18 protein-coding genes are annotated in these 19,693 nt (G+C 63.3%); 4 read left to right on the top strand and 14 right to left on the bottom strand.

Annotated features, from left to right (window positions below; all coding sequences use genetic code 11):
• Positions 1-9: 9 nt before the first annotated feature.
• From ICI42_RS16385 to dusB, 7 genes are all read right to left on the bottom strand, one after another.
• The gene (locus tag ICI42_RS16385) at positions 10-873 is read right to left on the bottom strand and encodes a D-amino-acid transaminase (RefSeq protein WP_188165673.1); all 864 of its coding nucleotides are present in this window, start codon (positions 871-873) and stop codon (positions 10-12) included.
• Positions 874-929: 56 nt separating this feature from the next.
• On the bottom strand, positions 930-2,306 hold the full coding sequence (gene trkA, locus ICI42_RS16380) for a Trk system potassium transporter TrkA (RefSeq protein ID WP_188165672.1): 1,377 nt from the start codon (positions 2,304-2,306) through the stop codon (positions 930-932).
• Between the two features lie 38 nt (positions 2,307-2,344).
• On the bottom strand, positions 2,345-3,706 hold the full coding sequence (gene ntrX, locus ICI42_RS16375; protein WP_188165671.1) for a nitrogen assimilation response regulator NtrX: 1,362 nt from the start codon (positions 3,704-3,706) through the stop codon (positions 2,345-2,347).
• Positions 3,696-5,981, bottom strand: a complete 2,286-nt coding sequence (locus ICI42_RS16370; protein ID WP_188165670.1) for a sensor histidine kinase NtrY-like — start codon at positions 5,979-5,981, stop codon at positions 3,696-3,698. The genes ntrX and ICI42_RS16370 overlap by 11 nt, the downstream gene beginning before the upstream one ends.
• A gap of 116 nt (positions 5,982-6,097) precedes the next feature.
• Positions 6,098-7,555, bottom strand: coding sequence for a nitrogen regulation protein NR(I) (gene ntrC / locus ICI42_RS16365; protein ID WP_188165669.1), 1,458 nt, complete (start codon positions 7,553-7,555; stop codon positions 6,098-6,100).
• Positions 7,552-8,694: a two-component system sensor histidine kinase NtrB gene (locus ICI42_RS16360; protein WP_230980406.1), complete on the bottom strand. Its 1,143-nt coding sequence runs from the start codon at positions 8,692-8,694 to the stop codon at positions 7,552-7,554. The genes ntrC and ICI42_RS16360 overlap by 4 nt, the downstream gene beginning before the upstream one ends.
• Positions 8,691-9,719, bottom strand: a complete 1,029-nt coding sequence (dusB, locus tag ICI42_RS16355; protein ID WP_188165668.1) for a tRNA dihydrouridine synthase DusB — start codon at positions 9,717-9,719, stop codon at positions 8,691-8,693. Before dusB ends, ICI42_RS16360 begins: the two co-directional genes overlap by 4 nt.
• A 186-nt stretch (positions 9,720-9,905) precedes the next feature.
• Between dusB and ICI42_RS16350 the strand changes: the two genes are divergently transcribed.
• Both ICI42_RS16350 and ICI42_RS16345 read left to right on the top strand, forming a co-directional pair.
• A complete protein-coding gene (locus ICI42_RS16350; protein ID WP_188165667.1) occupies positions 9,906-11,135 on the top strand; it encodes a bifunctional 2-C-methyl-D-erythritol 4-phosphate cytidylyltransferase/2-C-methyl-D-erythritol 2,4-cyclodiphosphate synthase in 1,230 nt (409 codons plus the stop codon).
• Positions 11,132-11,656 carry a CinA family protein gene (locus tag ICI42_RS16345; protein ID WP_188165666.1) on the top strand — a complete coding sequence of 175 codons (525 nt, stop codon included), beginning with the start codon at positions 11,132-11,134 and terminating at the stop codon, positions 11,654-11,656. The genes ICI42_RS16350 and ICI42_RS16345 overlap by 4 nt, the downstream gene beginning before the upstream one ends.
• A 6-nt stretch (positions 11,657-11,662) precedes the next feature.
• Here ICI42_RS16345 and ICI42_RS16340 read toward each other — a convergent pair whose 3' ends face one another.
• Complete coding sequence (locus tag ICI42_RS16340) at positions 11,663-12,124, bottom strand: type II toxin-antitoxin system RatA family toxin (RefSeq protein ID WP_188165665.1); 462 nt, start codon at positions 12,122-12,124, stop codon at positions 11,663-11,665.
• Between the two features lie 170 nt (positions 12,125-12,294).
• Between ICI42_RS16340 and ICI42_RS16335 the strand changes: the two genes are divergently transcribed.
• The gene (locus tag ICI42_RS16335; RefSeq protein ID WP_188165664.1) at positions 12,295-12,564 is read left to right on the top strand and encodes an antitoxin; all 270 of its coding nucleotides are present in this window, start codon (positions 12,295-12,297) and stop codon (positions 12,562-12,564) included.
• The gene (locus ICI42_RS16330) at positions 12,561-12,971 is read left to right on the top strand and encodes a type II toxin-antitoxin system VapC family toxin (RefSeq protein WP_188165663.1); all 411 of its coding nucleotides are present in this window, start codon (positions 12,561-12,563) and stop codon (positions 12,969-12,971) included. The genes ICI42_RS16335 and ICI42_RS16330 overlap by 4 nt, the downstream gene beginning before the upstream one ends.
• 3 nt (positions 12,972-12,974) lie before the next feature.
• Here ICI42_RS16330 and lipA read toward each other — a convergent pair whose 3' ends face one another.
• The 6 genes from lipA to ICI42_RS16300 all read right to left on the bottom strand — a co-directional run bounded on the left by lipA (position 12,975) and on the right by ICI42_RS16300 (position 19,683).
• Positions 12,975-13,946, bottom strand: coding sequence for a lipoyl synthase (gene lipA, locus ICI42_RS16325; protein ID WP_188165662.1), 972 nt, complete (start codon positions 13,944-13,946; stop codon positions 12,975-12,977).
• Between the two features lie 98 nt (positions 13,947-14,044).
• Positions 14,045-15,490, bottom strand: a complete 1,446-nt coding sequence (gene lpdA / locus ICI42_RS16320; RefSeq protein WP_188165661.1) for a dihydrolipoyl dehydrogenase — start codon at positions 15,488-15,490, stop codon at positions 14,045-14,047.
• 3 nt (positions 15,491-15,493) lie between these two features.
• On the bottom strand, positions 15,494-16,117 hold the full coding sequence (locus ICI42_RS16315) for a hypothetical protein (protein WP_188165660.1): 624 nt from the start codon (positions 16,115-16,117) through the stop codon (positions 15,494-15,496).
• Between the two features lie 47 nt (positions 16,118-16,164).
• On the bottom strand, positions 16,165-16,806 hold the full coding sequence (locus tag ICI42_RS16310; RefSeq protein WP_188165914.1) for an SGNH/GDSL hydrolase family protein: 642 nt from the start codon (positions 16,804-16,806) through the stop codon (positions 16,165-16,167).
• Positions 16,807-16,860: 54 nt separating this feature from the next.
• Positions 16,861-18,240 carry a pyruvate dehydrogenase complex dihydrolipoamide acetyltransferase gene (locus ICI42_RS16305; protein WP_188165659.1) on the bottom strand — a complete coding sequence of 460 codons (1,380 nt, stop codon included), beginning with the start codon at positions 18,238-18,240 and terminating at the stop codon, positions 16,861-16,863.
• 18 nt (positions 18,241-18,258) lie between these two features.
• Positions 18,259-19,683 carry a pyruvate dehydrogenase complex E1 component subunit beta gene (locus ICI42_RS16300; protein ID WP_188165658.1) on the bottom strand — a complete coding sequence of 475 codons (1,425 nt, stop codon included), beginning with the start codon at positions 19,681-19,683 and terminating at the stop codon, positions 18,259-18,261.
• Between the last annotated feature and the right edge of the window lie 10 nt (positions 19,684-19,693).

The raw sequence follows: 19,693 nt of genomic DNA, 5'->3' as shown, positions 1-19,693 counted from the left end.
CAGCGGTTATCAGGCCGGAGTCTTTTCCGCAACGTCAAAAAAAGCCTGACGCAAGGAAAGTGCTACCGAGCCGGGATGTCCGTTGGCCACCGTCGTACCGTCGATGGCGACGATCGGCGTGACCAGGCTGGTGGCCGATGTCAGGAAGGCTTCGCGCGCTGCCTTGGCCTCCTCGACGCTGAAGCCGCGCTCCTCGACCTTGAGGCCGAGCTGCTTCGCCACATCCAGAACCGTGGTGCGGGTGACGCCGCGCAGAATGCCGTGCTCGGCTGCGCGGGTGACCAACATGCCGTCCTTGGTGACGATCCAGGCATTGGTCGAAGCGCCCTCCGTCACCTCGCCTTTCGCGTCGACGAACCATGCCTCGTAGGCGCCGGCCTCCTTGGCTTTCTGCTTGGCCATGACATTGGGCAAAAGCCCCGTCGTCTTGATGTCGACGCGGTCCCAGCGGTTGTCCGGCACGGTGATGACCTTCACGCCGGTGTCCGCGCGGCGGCTGCCGGCCGCGCGGTCCATCCGCTTGGCGGTGACCACCAGCGCCGGCTGTACCGAGTCGGACGGAAAGGCGTGATCGCGCGGAGCCACGCCGCGCGTGACCTGCAGATAGACCATGCCGTCGCGCACGCGGTTGCGGTTGATGACCTCGCGCAGCACGACGGAAAGCGCCTTGCGCGACATCGGCGCGCGCATCGACAGCTCGCGCAGCGAACGCTCCAGCCGGTCGAGATGCCGTGTCATGTCGACGACCTGGCCGTGCGCTATCTCGCAGACCTCATAGATGCCGTCGCCAAGCTGGTAGCCCCGGTCCTCGATATGCACGGCGGCGTCGGCATGAGCGACATAGCGTCCGTTCACATAGGCAATGCGCGGCATCTTTCTTTCCCTCATCGTCCGGCGCGCCATGGTTCGCGCCTGTCTTCAATTCCCGGCTAGAAGAACTCCAGGCTGACACGGAACATCTGTTCGACCTGCTTGACCGCCCGGTTGAGCGCGAAGATCACCACCCGGTCCTTGGGCTTGATGCGGACATTTCCGTTCGGCTTGATCACGGCTCCGTCGCGGTAGATCGCGCCGATGCGCATGCCGTCGGGCAGGTCGAGGTCGCGCAGCGACGTGCCGACCAGCGGCGAGGTCTCCAGCGCCTCCGCTTCGATGATCTCTGCGGCCCCTTTCTGGATCGAATGGACGGCGCGGATGCGGCCCCGGCGGACATGCTGCAGGATGCGCGACACCGTCACCTGCCCCGGATTGACGTGTGCATCGATGCCGAGCGTGCGGCCGAGGTCGTGATAGGCGGGATTGTTGATCAGCGCGAGATTGGACTTGCAGCCCATGCTCTTGGCCATGACGCTGGACAGAATGTTGACCTGGTCGTTGTTGGTCAAAGCCAGCATCAGATCGGCATCTTCCGCATGGGCCTCCGACAACAGCCGCTGGTCGAGCGCGCTGCCATGCAGGACCACGGTCTTGCGCAGCTCGTCGGCGGTTTTCACCGCCCTCTCCCGATTGGCCTCGATCATCTTCACCGTCGTGCGGCTCTGCCGCTGCTCCAGCGTGCGGGCGACATAGAGGCCGATATTGCCGCCACCGGCGATAACGATGCGGTTTGCCTCCTGCTCGTCATGGCCGAACAGGCCGAGCGTGCGCCGCACCTGATCCTTCGAGCTGACGACATAGGCGAGATCGCCTGCCATCAACTGGTCGGCGGAATGCGGCACGAACACCTTGCCGGCGCGGTTGACCCCGACCACTGTTGCCGGAAGGTCTGGGAACAGTTCGGACAGTTGCGACAGCGGCGTATTGATGACCGGGCAGTCATCCCGGCACTCGATCGCCACCATGAGGATCTTGTCCTCGGCGAAACGCACCACATCGGTTGCGCCGGGGAAGGAAATGCGTCGCAGAACCATGTCGCCGACTTCGAGCTCCGGCGAAATGATGACGTCGATCGGCAGATGGTCGCGCGAGAACAGGTCCTGGTAATGCGGCCGCAGATAGGATTGCGCGCGAATGCGGGCAATCTTCATCGGCACATTGAACAGCGCATGCGCCACCTCGCAGGCAACGATGTTGACCTCGTCGTACAAGGTGACGGCGATGATCATATCCGCGTTTTCGGCGCCCGCGGCCTCCAGCACGTCCGGATGCGCGCCATGGCCGATGAAGCCGCGCACATCGAGTGAGTCGCGCACGGCGTGAATCAGCTCGGGCGCGGTGTCGATGATCGACACGTCGTTCTTTTCGGCTGTAAGCCGCTCGGCGATGCCGTATCCGACCTGTCCGGCTCCGCAGATGATGACACGCATTGATACTTCTTACCTGCGGAGGGGCGCCAGGACCGATCCTAGACGCCGAGGGACTTGAGCTTCCTGTGAAGCGCGGACCGCTCCATACCAATAAACTCGGCGGTTTTCGAGATGTTGCCGCCAAAGCGGTTGATCTGGGCGATGAGATATTCCTTTTCGAACATCTCGCGCGCCTCGCGCAGCGGCAATGCCATGATGTGCTGGTCCGACTGGTTGGGCGTCCGTGGCATCATATCGCCGATTTCGGACGGCAGCAGGTCGGCGGTGATCGGCTGGTCTGCTTCGCCGCCGCGCGCCAGAATCATCAGGCGCTCGATGTTGTTGCGAAGCTGGCGGACATTGCCGGGCCAATTGTGCGCCTGCAGCACCGCCATGGCGTCGTCGGCGATGCGGCGCGGCTTGATGCCTGCCTGCCTGCCCATCTGGCGCATGAAATTGTCGACGAGATAGGGAATGTCCTCGCGGCGTTCGGCAAGCCCGGGCACCATCACCGGCACCACGGCGAGACGGTGGTAGAGGTCCTCGCGGAATCGCCCTTCGGCAATCATCGCCTCGAGATTCTGCGCGGTGGACGAGATGATGCGCACGTCGACCTTGACCCGCTTGGTGCCGCCGACGCGCTCGAACTGCTGGTCGACCAGCACACGCAGGATCTTGTTCTGCGTCTCACGCGGCATATCGGCGATTTCATCGAGATACAGGATGCCTTTGTGCGCTTCCTCCAGCGCCCCGACCTTACGCTCGCCGCCATTCGATTCGGTGCCGAACAGCTCGATCTCCATGCGCTCCGGCGTGATCGTCGCCGCGTTCAGCGTGACGAACGGGCCCGTCTTGCGCGCCGACAGCGCGTGGATCGCGCGCGCGGCGAGTTCCTTGCCGGAACCGGAAGGCCCGATGATCATGACGCGGCTGTTGGTCGGCGCGACACGGTCGATGGTCTGGCGCAGTTGCGTCATCGCCGACGACATGCCGATCAGGTCGAAGGTCTCGCCGCTGCGCAGCTTGAGATCGGAGACCTCGCGCTTGAGCTTCGAGGTTTCCAGCGCTCGCTCGGCGATCAGGATCAGCCGGTCGGCCTTGAACGGTTTTTCGATGAAGTCGTAGGCGCCGCGGCGAATGGCCGAGACCGCCGTCTCGACATTGCCGTGACCCGAGATCATCACCACCGGCAGGCTGGGATGCATGGTCTTGATCTGGTCGAGCAGCGCCAGACCGTCCAATCGCGAGCCCTGCAGCCAGATGTCGAGGAATACCAGCCGGGGCACGCGGTCCGCGATCGAAGCCAGCGCCGAATCGGCGTCGTGGGCGATGCGGGTTTCGTGGCCCTCGTCGCTGAGGATGCCTGCAACGAGTTCGCGGATGTCCTGCTGGTCGTCGACGATGAGAATATCAGATGCCATTTGCGACCTTTTCCGTTGTGTTCTCTTCCGCTTGCTGTCCGGCCGACGCGAGCGTGGTGTCTTCCGAAGCCGGCAGGATCACGCTGACCATGGCGCCACGGCCGCCATGGAAATCGGCGGGCGCGTCATGCAGCTCGAGCCTGCCGCCATGATCCTCGACAATCTTCTTCACGATGGCGAGACCGAGACCCGTGCCTTTCTCTCGCGTGGTCATATAGGGCTCGAGCAGCCGTTGGCGATTCTCGCGCGGCAGACCTTTGCCGTTGTCCATCACATCGATGCGGATCATGCCGCCCTGCTGGGTGGCGCGGACGCGGATCGTGCCGGTAGTCCCGTCCTCGCGGTCCGCGCCGTCGATCGCCTCTGCGGCGTTCTTGATGACGTTGCCGAACGCCTGCGCCAATAGCCGGCTGTCATAGGTGCCCTTGAGCGGCGTCGAGGGAAAATCGCGCTCGAAAGCGATATCGGAGCGGCTGACCTCGATCAGGAACGATGCCTCGCGCAGCGGTTCGCGCAGATCGACGGAGCGCATCTCAGGCTTGGGCATGCGGGCGAAAGCGGAGAATTCGTCGACCATGCGGCCGATGTCGCCGACCTGCCGGATGATGGTCTCCGTGCACTGATCGAACACCTCGCGGTCTTCGGTGATGACCTTGCCGTAGCGGCGACGGATGCGCTCGGCCGAAAGCTGGATCGGCGTCAGCGGGTTCTTGATTTCATGCGCGATGCGGCGCGCCACATCCGCCCAGGCCGACGAACGCTGCGCCTGCACGAGGTCGGTGATGTCGTCGACGGTGACGACATAGGAGGTTTCCTCGGCGGGGTGCTCTTCCTGCTCGACCGTGACCTGCACGTTGAAGGTGCGTTCCGCCCCGCTGCGATAGAAGGTGACTTGCTCGCGATAGACCGGCCGGCCCGACTTGCGGCCGATCTCGAACACGCGGCCGACATGCGGCAGCACGATGGACAGGTTCTCGCCCATCACATCCTTGCCCGAGATGGCCAGCATGTGCTCGGCGGACGGGTTGACGATGGTGATCGAACCGTGCGGATCGACGCCGATGACGCCGGCCGTGACACCCGCCAGCACCGCCTCGGAGAACCGCCGGCGCTCGTCCGCGACATCCTTGGAATGCAGGATTTCGTTGCGCTGCGATTTGAGCTGCATCAGCATGTTGTTGAACGTATCGGCCAGGTTCGCGACGTCGCCGTCCGAAGGCCTGACCGGCACCGACACGTCGAGATTTCCCGTAGAAACCTCGTCGGCGGCGCCGATGAGCTGCCGGATCGGACGCACCAGACGGTCGGCCACCGCGATGCCGGTCCAGATCGCCGACAGCACGATGATCAGCGTCAGCGACGCATAGGGCAGTGCGAAGGCCACTTGCGAGGTGCGCCGGTTGGCCTCCATGCCGCGATATTCGTCAGTGTTGGCCGTCACGATCTGGCGCGCGCGGATCACTTCCGGGTCCACCAGCCGGATGGTGTAGAGATACATGTCATCGAGCTCACGAAGCTTGATGATCGCGCCGACGATGTTGCGCGTCTTAGGCTCGATCAGCACCGGCCGGCCGTCGGAGGCGGTCTCCACCGCGTTGGACGGCGGCTCGGGCATGGCGAAATCCGCGCCCGTCTGCGCGCTCATGACGAACGAACCGTCCGGCCGGATCAGCGCCGCATGCGCCAATCCCCTGAACTGCGCCTGACGTGACATCAGTTCGAGAAAGCCGGTGCGGTCGAGGCCGTAGAGCGTGCGGTTGTTGTCGAGGTCGTTGGCCATCGACAAAGTGGTGCCTTGGAGATTGCGCGCATTCTCCGCGACATAGGCCTCGGCGATCGACAGCGACGAGTTGACGATGGTCTTGGTGCGGATCTCGAACCAGCGGTCGAGGCCGACATTCAGCGTGATTGCCGCGACGATGGCGATGAGCAGCGCCGGAATGGCCGCGACCAGCGCGAACATGGCGACGATTCGCACATGCAGCCGCGACGCCGCCTTGCCCTTGCGGCGAGCCATGACGATGCGATGCACTTCGCGCAGGACCAGAGCGACGAGCACGAAGACGAACAGCGCATTGATGGCGATCAGCGACCATGTCGTGTTCGCGGTGGGTGGAAGCGGCGTGGCGCCGACCAGAATAGCGAAGGACGCCGCGGCCGAGACCAGCGCCAGAACGATGGCGATGACGCCCGGAAGCGCCAGGAGCCGCCGGCCGTCCTGTGGCCGGTTGGCCGCGTAAAGCGTCTCGACTGAGGATAATGCTGGAATCGCCATGTTGCCTTTCAGCGCTTAATGCGTGGTAGCTATGCAACGCATTGTGGCGATTATGCAACAAATGTGGCGCGGTGGAAAACTTTCTGCCGCTTTGCCAGAGACAATTCCCCGTTATTTCACCCCTGGCGGGCGCCGCGATAGACGTTGACGCCGAGTTCGCGGATCTTCTTGCGCAGCGTGTTGCGGTTCAGGCCCAGCAGTTCCGCCGCCTTGATCTGGTTGCCGCGCGTCGCCGTCATCGATGCCAAGACCAGCGGATATTCGACCTCGGCGAGGATGCGCTGATAGAGCCCCGGCGGCGGCAGGTCGTCGCCAAAAGTCGCGAAATAGCGCTGCAGGAAATGCTCGACCGCCTGCCCGATGGACAGGTCGTCGGGGATCAGATTGCCGCCCGGCACCGAGACCTGCTCGCCGGTCTTCAGCTCGGTCTCGATGATTTCAGAGGAAATTTCGTCCTGCGGATAGAGTGCGGCAAGCCGCCGGATGAGGTTTTCCAGCTCGCGCACATTGCCCGGCCAGGGGTAGCGCTTCATCAGCTCGATGCCGCCGGACGAGATGCGCTTGGTCTGCAGCCCTTCGCCCTCGCCGACCTTGAAGAAATGCCTGACGAGATCCGGCACATCCTCAGAACGTTCGCGCAGCGGTGGAAGACGCAGCGGTACTACATTGATACGATAGAACAAATCCTCGCGGAAGAGGCCCTGGTTGATCAGCGTCCGCAAATCCTTGTTGGTGGCGGCGACGATGCGCACATCGGTCTTGATCGGGGTGCGGCCGCCAACGGTGGTGTATTCGCCCTGTTGGAGGACGCGCAACAGCCGGGTCTGCGCTTCCATCGGCATGTCGCCGATCTCGTCGAGGAATAGGGTGCCGCCCTCGGCCTGCTCGAAACGGCCGGTCGAACGGTTCTGCGCACCGGTGAAGGCGCCCTTCTCGTGGCCGAACAGCTCCGATTCGATCAGGTCGCGCGGAATGGCGGCCATGTTGATGGCGACGAAGGGACCGTTGCGGCGGCGTCCATATTCATGCAGCGCACGCGCCACCAGCTCTTTGCCGGTCCCCGACTCGCCGGTGATCATCACCGTCAAATCGGTCTGCATCATGCGGGCCAGCATGCGATAGATGTCCTGCATGGCGGCCGAGCGGCCCACCAGTGGCATGGATTCGGGCTGGTCCTCGGGCCGCTGCTCGATCTTCGGCCGGCGCGGCTCGGACAAAGCGCGATTGACGATGTTGAGCAGCTCGGTCAGGTCGAAGGGTTTTGGCAGATATTCGTAGGCGCCATGCTCTGACGCGCGAATGGCGGTCATGAAGGTGTTCTGCGCCGACATGACGATGACCGGCAGTTCGGGCCGCGCCTTCTTGATGCGCGGCAGCATGTCGAAGGCGTTTTCATCCGGCATCACCACGTCGGTGATGACGAGATCGCCCTCGCCCGCCGCCACCCAGCGCCACAGCGTGGCTGCGTTGGAGGTGACGCGCACTTCATGCCCGACGCGCGACAGCGCCTGGTTGAGCACCGTGCGGATGGCCGCGTCGTCATCGGCCACCAGAATGTGTCCGCGAGTGCTCATTTCAAGTCTCCATGAATGTCGTCATGTGATCCGGGTGCTTCTTTCCACGCCGGCATGAGGATGCGGAACGACGTGCCGCGCGGCGTGGAATCGCATTCGATGACACCGCCATGCTCGCCGACAATCTTGGCCACCAGCGCCAGGCCGAGGCCGGAGCCGTTCGGCTTGGTGGTGATGAAGGGGTCGAACAGGATCGGCAGCAGGTCTTCGGATACGCCGGAGCCATTGTCCTTGACGCAGAATTCAAGCGGCAGCGACACACGGTCCTGGCCGCCGGGAACCGACATGCGGATGCCGGGACGGAAGGCCGTCGACAAGGTGATTTCGCCGGCCGGATCGTGGCCGATGGCCTCGGCGGCGTTCTTCACCAGATTGAGGAAGATCTGGATCAGCTGGTCGCGGTTGGCGTAGACCGGCGGCAGCGAGGGGTCGTATTCCTCGATGAACTTGATGTGGCTGGCAAAGCCGTTCTTGGCGATTGCCTTCACATGGTCGAGCACGACATGGATGTTGACGGGGTAGCGGTCGATGGGCCGCTCGTCGGAAAACACTTCCATACGGTCGACCAGCGAGACGATGCGGTCGGTCTCGTCGGTGATCAGCCGTGTGAGCGAGCGGTCCTCGTCGGAGGCGTTGAGTTCGAGAAGCTGGGCGGCGCCGCGAATGCCCGACAGCGGGTTCTTGATTTCATGCGCCAGCATGGCGGCAAGGCCGGTGACGGAGCGCGCAGCACCCCGATGCGTCATCTGGCGGTCGATCTTGTCCGCCATCGAGCGTTCCTGGAACATCACCACCACCGAACCTGGCATCTCGGTCACCGGTGCTGCATAGATATCGACCACCTTTTCAATGCCGAGCCGGGGCGACGACAGGTCGACGCGGTACTCGTTGACCGGCGACCGGCGCTCGCGAACCTGTTCGATCAACACCAGGATCGGGCTGCCGAACGGCACGAAGCGCGACAGCTGGTTGCGCGACAGCATGGCGGCGCTGGAGCGGAAGAAGTCTTCAGCATCGGCATTGGCGAAGGTGATGAACCCGTCGAAATCGATCATGATGACGGGCCGGCGGATCGTGTTGAGCACGATCTGCGCGGCCGCGGCCGACCCGTCCATCGGCTTGCCGGACGGCTGCTTCATGCTGCGCGCCTTTCTGTGTGGGTTGCAGCGCCTTCTATCAGCGCGATTTTCAGGGCCGCGACCACCTCGGCAGGCGTCTTGCCGGTCATAACAGACTTGCGAAGATCCTCGCTGCCGCCGCCGGCGTGGCGGTCGAGATACCAGCCCAGATGCTTGCGCGCCTGGCGCAATCCGCTTTCGATGCCGTAGAGCGACAGCATGTCCTCATAGTGCTCGACCACATAGTCGGCCAGCGCCTCGGGCGTGTCAGGCATCGCTTCGGCGCCCAGTCCCATCGCTTCTCCCGCGATCTGCCCGGCAGCCCAGGGTGCGCCGTAATGTGCCCGTCCGACCATCACCGCATCCGCGCCGGATAGCTCCAGCACCGTCTTGGCATCGTCCAAGGAGTTGACGTCGCCATTGGCCACCACCGGTATCGACACGGCCTGCTTGACCCTTGCAATCGCCTTCCAGTCAGCCTTGCCCTGATAGAACTGGCAGCGCGTGCGGCCGTGCACGGTGACCATCTTGACACCTGCGTCCTCCGCCCGCCGCGCGAGGGTGGGCGCATTCAGCGCGCCCTCGTCCCAACCGAGTCGCATCTTGACCGTAACTGGTACGTCGACGGCCTCGACAACCGCCTCGATCAGCGTCAGCGCGTGATCGAGATTCAGCATCAGCGCCGATCCGGCATATCCGCCGGTGACCTTCTTCGCCGGGCACCCCATGTTGATGTCGATGATATCGGCGCCCTCGCCTGCTGCGATCTTTGCGCCTTCGGCCATGTGGGCCGCCTCGCGTCCGGCAAGCTGCACCATGTGAACGGGAAGGCCGGAATGGCGAATGCGCAGGTTCGAGCCCTCGCGTCCCTTCGACAGTTCGCCGCTCGCCACCATCTCCGACACGACGAGGCCTGCTCCATGACGATAGGCGCGTTTACGCATCGCTTCGTCGGTGATACCCGACATTGGAGCGAGGAAAACTCGGTTGCGGATCGGTATGCCGCCGATCATAAGCGGTTCCGCAAGGGTGGAAGTCGCAATCATGCACAAAAACGAAGCAAACCCACTGTTTGCACAATCTCTAGACAGCATTCAGATTTTAGGCAACCGTGAAATGCATGGCATTTGCCTCGACGGCCGGTTTTTCCTATGCAATTGCGTCAGATATAGGCGTTTCGCGCCCACTCAAATTTCATTCCGCTTTGCAAAGCGATGCTGTAGACGGGCGACATGACTAATACACCGCTTCAACAAGCCGTCAAAGCGTCCCGAGAATATGCCGCAGTCATCGTGGCCGCGGGGCGTGGCGAGCGCGCCGGCCAGGGCGAAGGCCCCAAGCAATACAGGCGCATCGGCGGCAAGGCGGTCATCTGGCACACGTTGAAGGTCTTTGCTGAACATCCCCGCATTGGCCGCATCGTCATTGCCATTCATCCCGACGACACCGAACTGTACGAAAAGGCCGCGGCCAATTTCGGCAACCAGATCATCCCCGTGGTCGGCGGCGCGACGCGGCAGGATTCGACCCGGCTGGCTTTGCTGGCGCTGGCCACGCATCGCCCTCACGCCGTCCTGATCCACGACGGGGTGCGCCCCTTCGTAGACACCGGGGTCATCGACCGCACCATTGACGGCATCGCAGACAATTGCGGCTCCCTGCCCTCGCTGCCGGTGTCCGACACACTCAAGCAGGAAGCCTACGACAAGACGGTGGCCCATACGGTGCCGCGCGCCGGGCTGCATTCGGCCCAGACGCCGCAGGGTTTCCCCTTCGCGCCGATCTTCGAGGCGCATCAACGCGCCTTCGAAGCCGGGCGCAGCGATTTCACCGACGATTCGGCGATTGCCGAATGGGCGAAAATCCCGGTGCGGCTGGTGCTGGGTTCCCCCGACAATGTCAAACTTACCTGGGCAAGGGATATCGCCATGGCCGACGAACGCCTTTCGGGCAGCACACCTTTCTTCCCCGATGTGCGCACCGGAAATGGCTACGACGTCCACTCCTTCGAGGACGGTGACCATGTCACGCTGTGCGGTGTCGCCATCCCGCACGACAAGAAGCTCAATGGCCATTCCGATGCCGACGTGGCACTGCATGCACTGACGGATGCGCTGCTCGCCACCTGCGGAGCGGGCGACATCGGCACGCATTTCCCGCCGTCCGACCCGCAATGGAAGGGCGCGTCCTCGCACATCTTCGTCGAGCACGCAGCCAGGATCGTGCGCGAGCGCGGCGGCCGCATTGCCAATGCCGACATCACGCTGATCTGCGAGGCGCCGCGCGTCGGACCTCACCGCGCCGAGATGACGGCGAAACTTGCGGCCATGTTGCGCGTTTCCGACGACCGGGTTTCCGTGAAGGCGACGACCAACGAGAAGCTCGGTTTCGTCGGGCGGAGCGAAGGCATTGCAGCCATCGCCACCGCCAGCGTCATCTATCCAGGAGAACTGCCGGAATGAAAGAACCGGGCGTCGGAGAAGTCAAAGCAACCGAAATCGGCGATCTCGCCGACCGATTCCTGAAAGCGTGTGCCGCCCACAACATCCTGGCGGCAACTGCCGAAAGCTGCACCGGCGGCCTGATCATCGCGGCGATGACCGACATCCCCGGCTCTTCCTCCATGGTGGATCGCGGCTTCGTCACCTATTCCAACGACGCCAAGCAGGAGATGCTGGGCGTCTCCGGTGCGACGCTGGACGCCTATGGCGCGGTTTCGGAACAGACGGCGCTGGAGATGGCGGCCGGCGCGCTTGCTCATTCGCGCGCGGGCATTACGCTGGCGGTCACCGGTATTGCCGGTCCCGACGGCGGATCGGCGGAAAAGCCGGTCGGTCTCGTCTGGTTCGGCCTCGCCCTTTCAGGCAAGGCGGCAATCGCCGAGAAACGCATTTTTGAGAACCGAGGCCGCGACTTCATCCGCCGCGAGACGGTGCGGCATGCGCTGCAGATGGGGCTGAGGGCGCTTAGCCGGGAGACCTGAACTGCCTTACGCCGCAGGCGGGCGACCGTAGATGTGGTCGGCGCGCTTTTCGAAGGCCTCGGCGAACATGCGGAAGGCGCGGTCGAACATCGACCCCATCAGCGCGCCGAGAATGCGGCTCTTGAACTCGTAATCGATGAAGAAATGCACCGCGCAGCCGCCATCCGGGCCTGGCTCGAAGCGCCAGCGATTGTCGAGATAACGGAACGGGCCGTCGAGATATTTGACGTCGATCGCCTCTTCGGCATGGTTGAGCATCACCTGCGTGCTGAACGTCTCGCGGATCGCCTTGTAGCCCACAGTCATGTCGGCCACGAGCATCTCGCGACCCTCGCGCTCGCGGCGCTGCCGCACCACCAGCCCCTCGCACAGCGGCAGGAACTGCGGGTAGCTTTCGACATCCGCCACCAGGGCGAACATCTTCTGCGGCGAATGGGGAACCTGACGGCGGGTTTCGAACTGCGGCATGGAAATCGAGTTAATGTGCCAGGCCGCGAAGGGCAAGTGGGGTGATACCGCAAAGCCGTCTCAATGTTTCATACGGAATGCAACAGTTTGCTGCCTTATGATAGCTATCTTGATATGTATCGTTGCCGGTTCTATCTTTCGAGCAGGCCTCAATGGATACGGAGGGCGACATGACGGCCCAGAAGACAGCGAAGATTTTTATGACTGGCCGCAGCCAGGCTGTGCGGCTGCCGGCCGAATTCCGCTTTGAAGGCGAGGATGTCTTCATTCGGCGGGACCCGCAAAGCGGTGACGTCATCTTGTCGAAGCGACCCGACAGTTGGGACGGTCTGTTCGCTCTTTACGCGAATGCCGACATCCCATCTGACTTCATGGGTTCGGAAGACCGCGCCGGGGGTGTGGATGAAGACCGCGACCCGTTCGCGAACGATGCTGAATGACCCGCTATCTCCTCGACACCAACATCGTCAGCCATATCATTCGCGGCGACAATCCGCGAATTCTTGAAAGGCTGATCGCAGTTCCGATGGATGCTCTGGCGATTTCCACTGTTACCGAAGGCGAGCTTCTCTATGGCCTCGCAAAGCGCGGCCACCCATCGGCGCTGGCCGAGCGGGTCAACCAGTTGCTGTTGCGTGTGGCGACCTTGGATTGGGGCCGAAAGGCCGCCGCGAGTTACGGCGAGTTGCGCGCCGCATGCCAGTCGAAGGGAATATCTCTTTCCGCTCTCGATATGATGATCGCCGCGCATGCTCGGTCCCTAGAAGCAACGCTTGTAACCGCCGATAGAGCTTTCGCACAAATTCCGCGCGAATTGCTCACAGTCGAGAACTGGGCCGAGCAGTAGCGCCTACTCTGCGGCCACCAACCCCAGCTTGGCCTCGCGGGCAGCGCGCAGCTTGGCGAAGTCGTCGCCGGCATGGTGCGAGGAGCGCGTCAGCGGGCTGGATGCGACCAGCAGGAAGCCCTTGGTCTTGCCGACGGTTGCGTAGGATTCGAATTCTTCGGGCGTAACGAAGCGCTTGACCGGGTGGTGTTTTTTGGTCGGCTGCAGATACTGGCCGATGGTCATGAAGTCGACATTGGCGGTGCGCAGGTCGTCCATCAGTTGCAGCACCTCGTGCCTCTCCTCGCCGAGGCCTACCATGATGCCGGACTTGGTGAAGATGGATGGGTCGAGTTCCTTGACCCGCTGCAGCAAACGGATTGAGTGGAAGTAGCGTGCGCCGGGCCTTACCGTCAGGTAGTTGGACGGCACGGTTTCGAGATTGTGGTTGAACACGTCGGGCTTGGCAGCCACGACGATTTCGAGCGCGCCGTCCTTGCGCAGGAAATCGGGCGTCAGGATCTCGATGGTGGTCTGCGGCGTTGCGGCGCGGATTGCGCGGATCACCTCAGCGAAATGCTCGGCACCGCCATCCTTCAGGTCGTCGCGGTCGACCGAGGTGATGACGACGTGCTGCAGACCCATCTGCTTGACTGCCTTGGCCACGCTGTCGGGCTCGTTGGCATCCAGCTTGGTCGGAATGCCGGTGGCGACGTTGCAGAAGGCGCAGGCACGGGTGCAGATCTCGCCCATGATCATGAAGGTGGCGTGCTTCTTGTCCCAGCACTCGCCGATATTCGGGCACCCAGCCTCTTCGCAGACCGTCACCAGCTTGTGCGATTTCACGATCTCGCGCGTTTCGGCATAGCCCTTGGAGGTCGGCGCCTTGACGCGGATCCAGTCCGGCTTGCGCAGCACTTCCTGATCGGGCCGGTGGGCCTTTTCGGGGTGGCGCGCCTTGGGCCTGTTGTTGACGAGGTCGAGAACGGTGACCATCAGCAGTTCCTATTGCGGTCACCGCCAAAGGCGACCTTTGATTTCAAGGCATATAATGCATCGCCGCTGCCGTCAAAAGACCGCGCGACGAATGGCTATCATGCGTTCAGCGCGCGGCCATAGGCGTCGAGAACGCTTTCCTTCATCATTTCCGAAAGGGTCGGATGCGGGAAGATTGTGTGCATCAGCTCTTCCTCTGTCGTCTCCAGGTTCATGGCGACGACGAAGCCCTGAATCAGTTCGGTCACCTCGGCTCCCACCATATGCGCGCCGAGCAACTGTCCGGTCTTCTTGTCGAACACGGTCTTGACCATGCCCTGGTCTTCGCCCAGCGCAATCGCCTTGCCGTTGGCCACGAAGGGGAAGCGGCCGACGCGCACCTCGAAACCGGCCTCCTTGGCCTTCGCCTCGGTGAGGCCGACAGACGCCACCTGCGGGTTGCAATAGGTACAGCCGGGGATCTTGAGCTTGTCCATCGCATGCACATTCGGCAGGCCGGCGATCTTCTCGATGCAGATGACAGCCTCGTGCTCGGCCTTGTGCGCCAGCATGGGAGGGCCCGCGACATCGCCGATGGCATAGACGCCCGGCACATTGGTCTTGCCGTAGCCGTCGATGACGATGCAGCCCCGCTCGGTCTTGATGCCCAGCGCTTCCAGGCCGATGTTTTCGATGTTGCCCTGCACGCCCACGGCCGAAATCATCCGGTCGGCGGTGATGGTTTGCATCTTGCCGTCCTTGGTCTGGACGTGAGCGGTGATGGAGTTCGCTGCCTTCTCGACCTTGGTCACTTTGGCTTCGAGCAAAATCTTCATGCCCTGCTTGTCGAACTGCTTCTTGGCGAAGGCCGAAATCTCGGCGTCTTCCACCGGCATGACCTGCGGCAACACCTCGACGACCGTCACATCGACACCCATGGTGCGGTAGAACGACGCGAATTCGATGCCGATCGCGCCGGAGCCCATCACCAGAAGCGACTTCGGCATCTCCTGCGGCACCAGCGCCTCGAAATAGGTCCAGATCAGCTTGCCGTCCGGCTCGATGCCGGGCAGCGCACGCGGCCGCGCGCCGGTGGCGATGACGATATGCTTGGCGGTGTAGGTGCCCTCGCCCAGCGCGTTCTTGGGCAAAGGCGCCTGCGGCTGCATCGGCGGCTTGGTCGTCTTGGTGACGACGATCTCATTGGCCTTGGTCAGCTTTGCCTCGCCCCAGATGATGTCGACCTTATTCTTCTTCATCAGGAAGCCGACGCCGCCATTCATCCGCTCGGCAATGCCGCGCGAGCGCCCCACCACGGCCTTGAGGTCCGGTTTCACCGTGCCCTCGAGGGTCAGGCCATAATTCTTGGCGTGTTCAGCGAAATGCAGGATCTCGGCCGAACGCAGCAGCGCCTTGGTCGGGATGCAGCCCCAGTTGGAGCAGATGCCGGCCAGATGCTCGCGCTCCACGATCGCGGTCTTGAGGCCCAGCTGCGCTGCGCGGATGGCGGCGATATAGCCGCCCGGCCCTGAGCCGATGATGATGACGTCGTAGGCGTTGGCCATGGATCAGCCTCCAGATTTCTTGGCATAGAGAGCGTCAAGCGTGGTCGATCGCTTGTCGAGGGGAAATGGCACGGAGCCGGAGGCGAGCCGGAACGGGTCGCCAGGGGCCATTTCGTTGATGTAGATCGAGAAGGTGCTCAGCGGGCTGCATTCCAGTTCGCCGCCGCTTTCTCCCGTCACCGGATTGTAGGTCGCTTTGGAATAGGTGTAGCAGATTTCGGGTATCTGGTAGCTGCCGCCGCCAATCGTCTTCTGGTCGCGATTGCGCACGCTCCAGCTTCCCACGACCACCTTGTCGTTGCCGGGATACCAGAGATACGAGCGACCGTTAGCGGCCAGATATTCCACCTGCGTACCGTGCCCGCCATTCCACGCCTGGATGGTCTGACCCGAAAGTCCAGCCTTGAACTGGCTGAGCTTGTCGGGCGTGTAGCCGAGCGGGGACATACGGAACGGCTTGCGCAGCACGCCGATTTTCGAGCCCGGCACTTTTTCCACGGTGACGAAAGGCTTGGAATCGTCCCGCCAATCCGCGCCGGGAGGCGGCAAAGACTGGCATCCGGCCAGCAGCAAAGCCAGCCCGGCGGCAAGGCCTATCTTTGCACTGTGCGACGCTGCGTGCGACATCCACCTCTCCCTTGCCGACCGGCGACCTGTTGGCACCGGATCAGACATTACAGTTCCAGCATCACGCGCACGCCCGAAGCCAGCGCTTCGCCGATGCGGCGGGTGTTTTCGGCGTCGAGATGCACGCCATCGAGCGGCGACGCTTCGGCCACCGAGCCCGCATCGAAGAAGCCGCAGCCCACCTCGTCTGCCAGTTCCTCATAATGGTTCGCGAGCTCTATCGAGGCTTCCGCACCACCGGCGAACGTCTCGGCAAAGATCGCATTGCCCGTGGGCTTCAGCACCGGCGGAGCGACCAGCAAAATGTCAGGCACCTCGGCATCGCCGGGATAGTCGTGGTTGCGGATGATGGTCACCAGCCGCTCCATCCCCTTGCGGGCGAAGATCGCCTTGCCGGCAATGTTGGACTTCATGTCGTTGGTGCCGAGCATGATGACGACGAGGTCGATCGGCGCATGGCTGCTCAGAATCGTCGGCAGCACACGCGCGCCGTTGCGGTCGGAACCGGCGAGATGATCGTCGAAAGCGGTGGTGCGACCGTTCAGCCCCTCAGTGATGACATGGACGCGCTCGCCCAGCGCCTTCTGCAGCACGGTCGGCCAGCGGTCTTCCAGCGCATGGCGCCCGCCGCCCGTGGACGGATCGTAGCCCCAGGTCAGCGAGTCGCCGTAACAGAGAACCGTTTTCATCGGCATGCCTTTTTCGCAGGAAAAAGCCCTTCCACGAGGAAGGGCTTTTGGGCATTAGACCAGCATCGCCATCGGGTTTTCGATGTAGCGCTTGAAGGCGGAGGCAAGCTCCGCGCCCAGCGCACCGTCGATGACGCGGTGGTCGAAGGCGAAGGTCGCCGTCATCACCGTGCCGACCTTGATCTCACCGTTCTTCACCACCGGCTTTTCGATGCCCGCGCCGATCGACACGATCGAAGCGTGCGGCGGGTTGATGATCGAGGTGAAGTTCGACACCCCGAACATGCCGAGGTTGGACACGGCCGTCGTGCCGCCCTGGAATTCCTCGGGCTTCAGCTTCTTGTCGCGGGCGCGCTTGGCCAGGTCCTTCATCTGGTTGGAGATGGCGGACAGCGTCTTCTGCTCGGCCTTGCGGATGATCGGGGTGATCAGCCCGTCGGGTATCGCTACGGCCACGCCGACATCCGAATGCTTGTGGATGACGCGTGCGGTCGAGGTCCACGAGGCATTCGCCAGCGGCACGTCGCGCAGCGCCAGCGCCATCGCCTTGATGACGAAGTCGTTGACCGACAGCTTGAAGGCGGGAACCTCGCCCTTGTCCGTCTTGGTCGTCGGCGCCGAGGCGTTGATTTCGCCACGCAGTTTCATCAGCGCGTCGATCTCGCAATCCATCGAGACGAAGTAGGACGGAACCGTCTGGTGCGACTCAGTGAGCCGCGCGGCAATCGTCTTGCGCATGCCGTCATGCGGCTTGAGCTCGTAGGAGCCTTCCTCGAACAGCTTCAGCACGGCGTCGTCGGAGCCGCCCTTGGCCAGAGCGGGGGCCGCGGCGGGAGCGGTTGCCGGTGCCGGCGCTGCCTTGCCGGCAGGCGCAGGCTTTGCGCCGCCGCCGGAGACGGCGGCATCGACGTCCGATTTGACGATGCGGCCATGCGGACCGGAACCCGTCAGAGCGGAAAGGTCGACGCCGGCATCCTTGGCGATGCGGCGGGCGAGCGGCGAGGCGAAGGTGCGGCTGCCGTCAGCCTTTTCAGGAACGGCTTCCGTCTTGGGCGCAGGCGCAGCTTCCACCTTGGCAGGTTCGTTTTGAGCCGGAGCCTCTGCCTTCGCAGGGGCTTCGGCAGGCTTTTCCGCCTTGGCTTCGGTCTTCGCAAGCGCATCACCGCCCTTGGCGGCAGCGGAGGCGTCCTCGCCCTCGCCAGCCAGGATGGCGATCAGCGCATTGACCTTGACGCCTTCGGTGCCGGCCGGAACGACCAGCCTGGCGACCGTGCCCTCATCGACGGCTTCCACTTCCATCGTCGCCTTGTCGGTCTCGATCTCGGCGATCACATCGCCGGGTGCGACCTTGTCGCCTTCCTTGACCAGCCATTTGGCGAGATTGCCCTCTTCCATCGTCGGAGAGAGGGCCGGCATCGTGATGTTGATCGGCATGAGATCCTCCCGTCCGCGTCAGCGATAGGTGACGGCTTTGACCGCCGCGACGACCTCGCCGACATTCGGCAACGCCAGCTTTTCCAGATTCGCCGCATAGGGCATCGGAACGTCCTTGCCGGCGATGGTGATGACGGGTGCGTCGAGGAAGTCGAAGGCGCGCTGCGACACCTGGTTGGCGATGAAGTCGCCGACCGAGCTCTGCGGATAGCCTTCTTCCACCACCACGAGGCGGTTGGTCTTCTTCACCGAGGCGATGACCGTATCGAGGTCCATCGGGCGGATCGTGCGCAGGTCGATGATCTCGACGTCGATGCCCATCTCGCGCAACTCGGCTTCCGCCTTGACCGCATAGGTCATGCCGATGCCGAAGGAGACGATGGTGACGTCCTTGCCGGTCTTATGAATGCGCGCCTTGCCGATGGGCAGTACGAAATCGTCCAGCTTCGGCACGTCGAAGGAGTGGCCGTAGAGGATTTCGTTCTCAAGGAAGATGACCGGGTTGGGGTCGCGGATAGCAGCCTTGAGCAGGCCCTTCGCGTCGGCTGCCGTATAGGGCATGACGACCTTGAGGCCGGGGATGTGGCTGTACCAAGCCGCATAGTCCTGGCTGTGCTGGGCGGCGACGCGCGCCGCGGCACCGTTGGGGCCGCGGAACACGATCGGCGCGCCCATCTGGCCGCCCGACATATAGAGCGTCTTGGCCGCCGAATTGATGATCTGGTCGATCGCCTGCATGGCGAAGTTGAAGGTCATGAATTCGACGATGGGCTTCAGGCCGGCCATGGCAGCGCCGACGCCGACGCCGGTGAAGCCGTGTTCGGTGATCGGGGTGTCGACCACGCGCTTGGCGCCGAATTCCTGCAGCAACCCTTGCGTGATCTTGTAGGCGCCCTGGTATTCGGCAACCTCCTCGCCCATGACGAACACGTCCTGGTCACGGCGCATTTCCTCGGCCATGGCGTCGCGCAACGCCTCGCGGACGGTGGTCGACACCATCTCGGTGCCAGCCGGAATGTCGGGATCGGCGGCCACCTCGGTCTTCGGCGCAGCGGCGACCTTGTTGTCGGCCTTGGCGGTCGGCTCATCGGCAGCTTCGCGCGCCTTGCCGCCGGCGGCGTCGGAAGCCGGCGCCTCGGCTGCCTTTGGCGCCTCGGCCTGCTTGCTTTCGCTGGGTGCCGCCGCTGCATCGGCGCTCTCGCCTTCCTGCAGCAGCACCGCAATCGGCGTGTTGACCTTCACGCCCTCGGTGCCTTCGGCAATCAGGATCTTGCCCATCGTGCCTTCGTCGACGGCTTCCACTTCCATGGTCGCCTTGTCGGTCTCGATTTCAGCGATGACATCGCCGGCGGTGACGGTATCGCCCTCTTTCTTCAGCCACTTGGAGAGGTTGCCCTCCTCCATGGTCGGCGAAAGGGCGGGCATGAGAATTTCGATCGGCATGGTCGGCCCT

Origin of the sequence: Oryzicola mucosus, from assembly GCF_014534685.1 — a bacterium.
GTDB classification, from domain to species: domain Bacteria; phylum Pseudomonadota; class Alphaproteobacteria; order Rhizobiales; family Rhizobiaceae; genus Oryzicola; species Oryzicola mucosus.
This window is presented reverse-complemented; position numbering and strand designations above follow the sequence as displayed.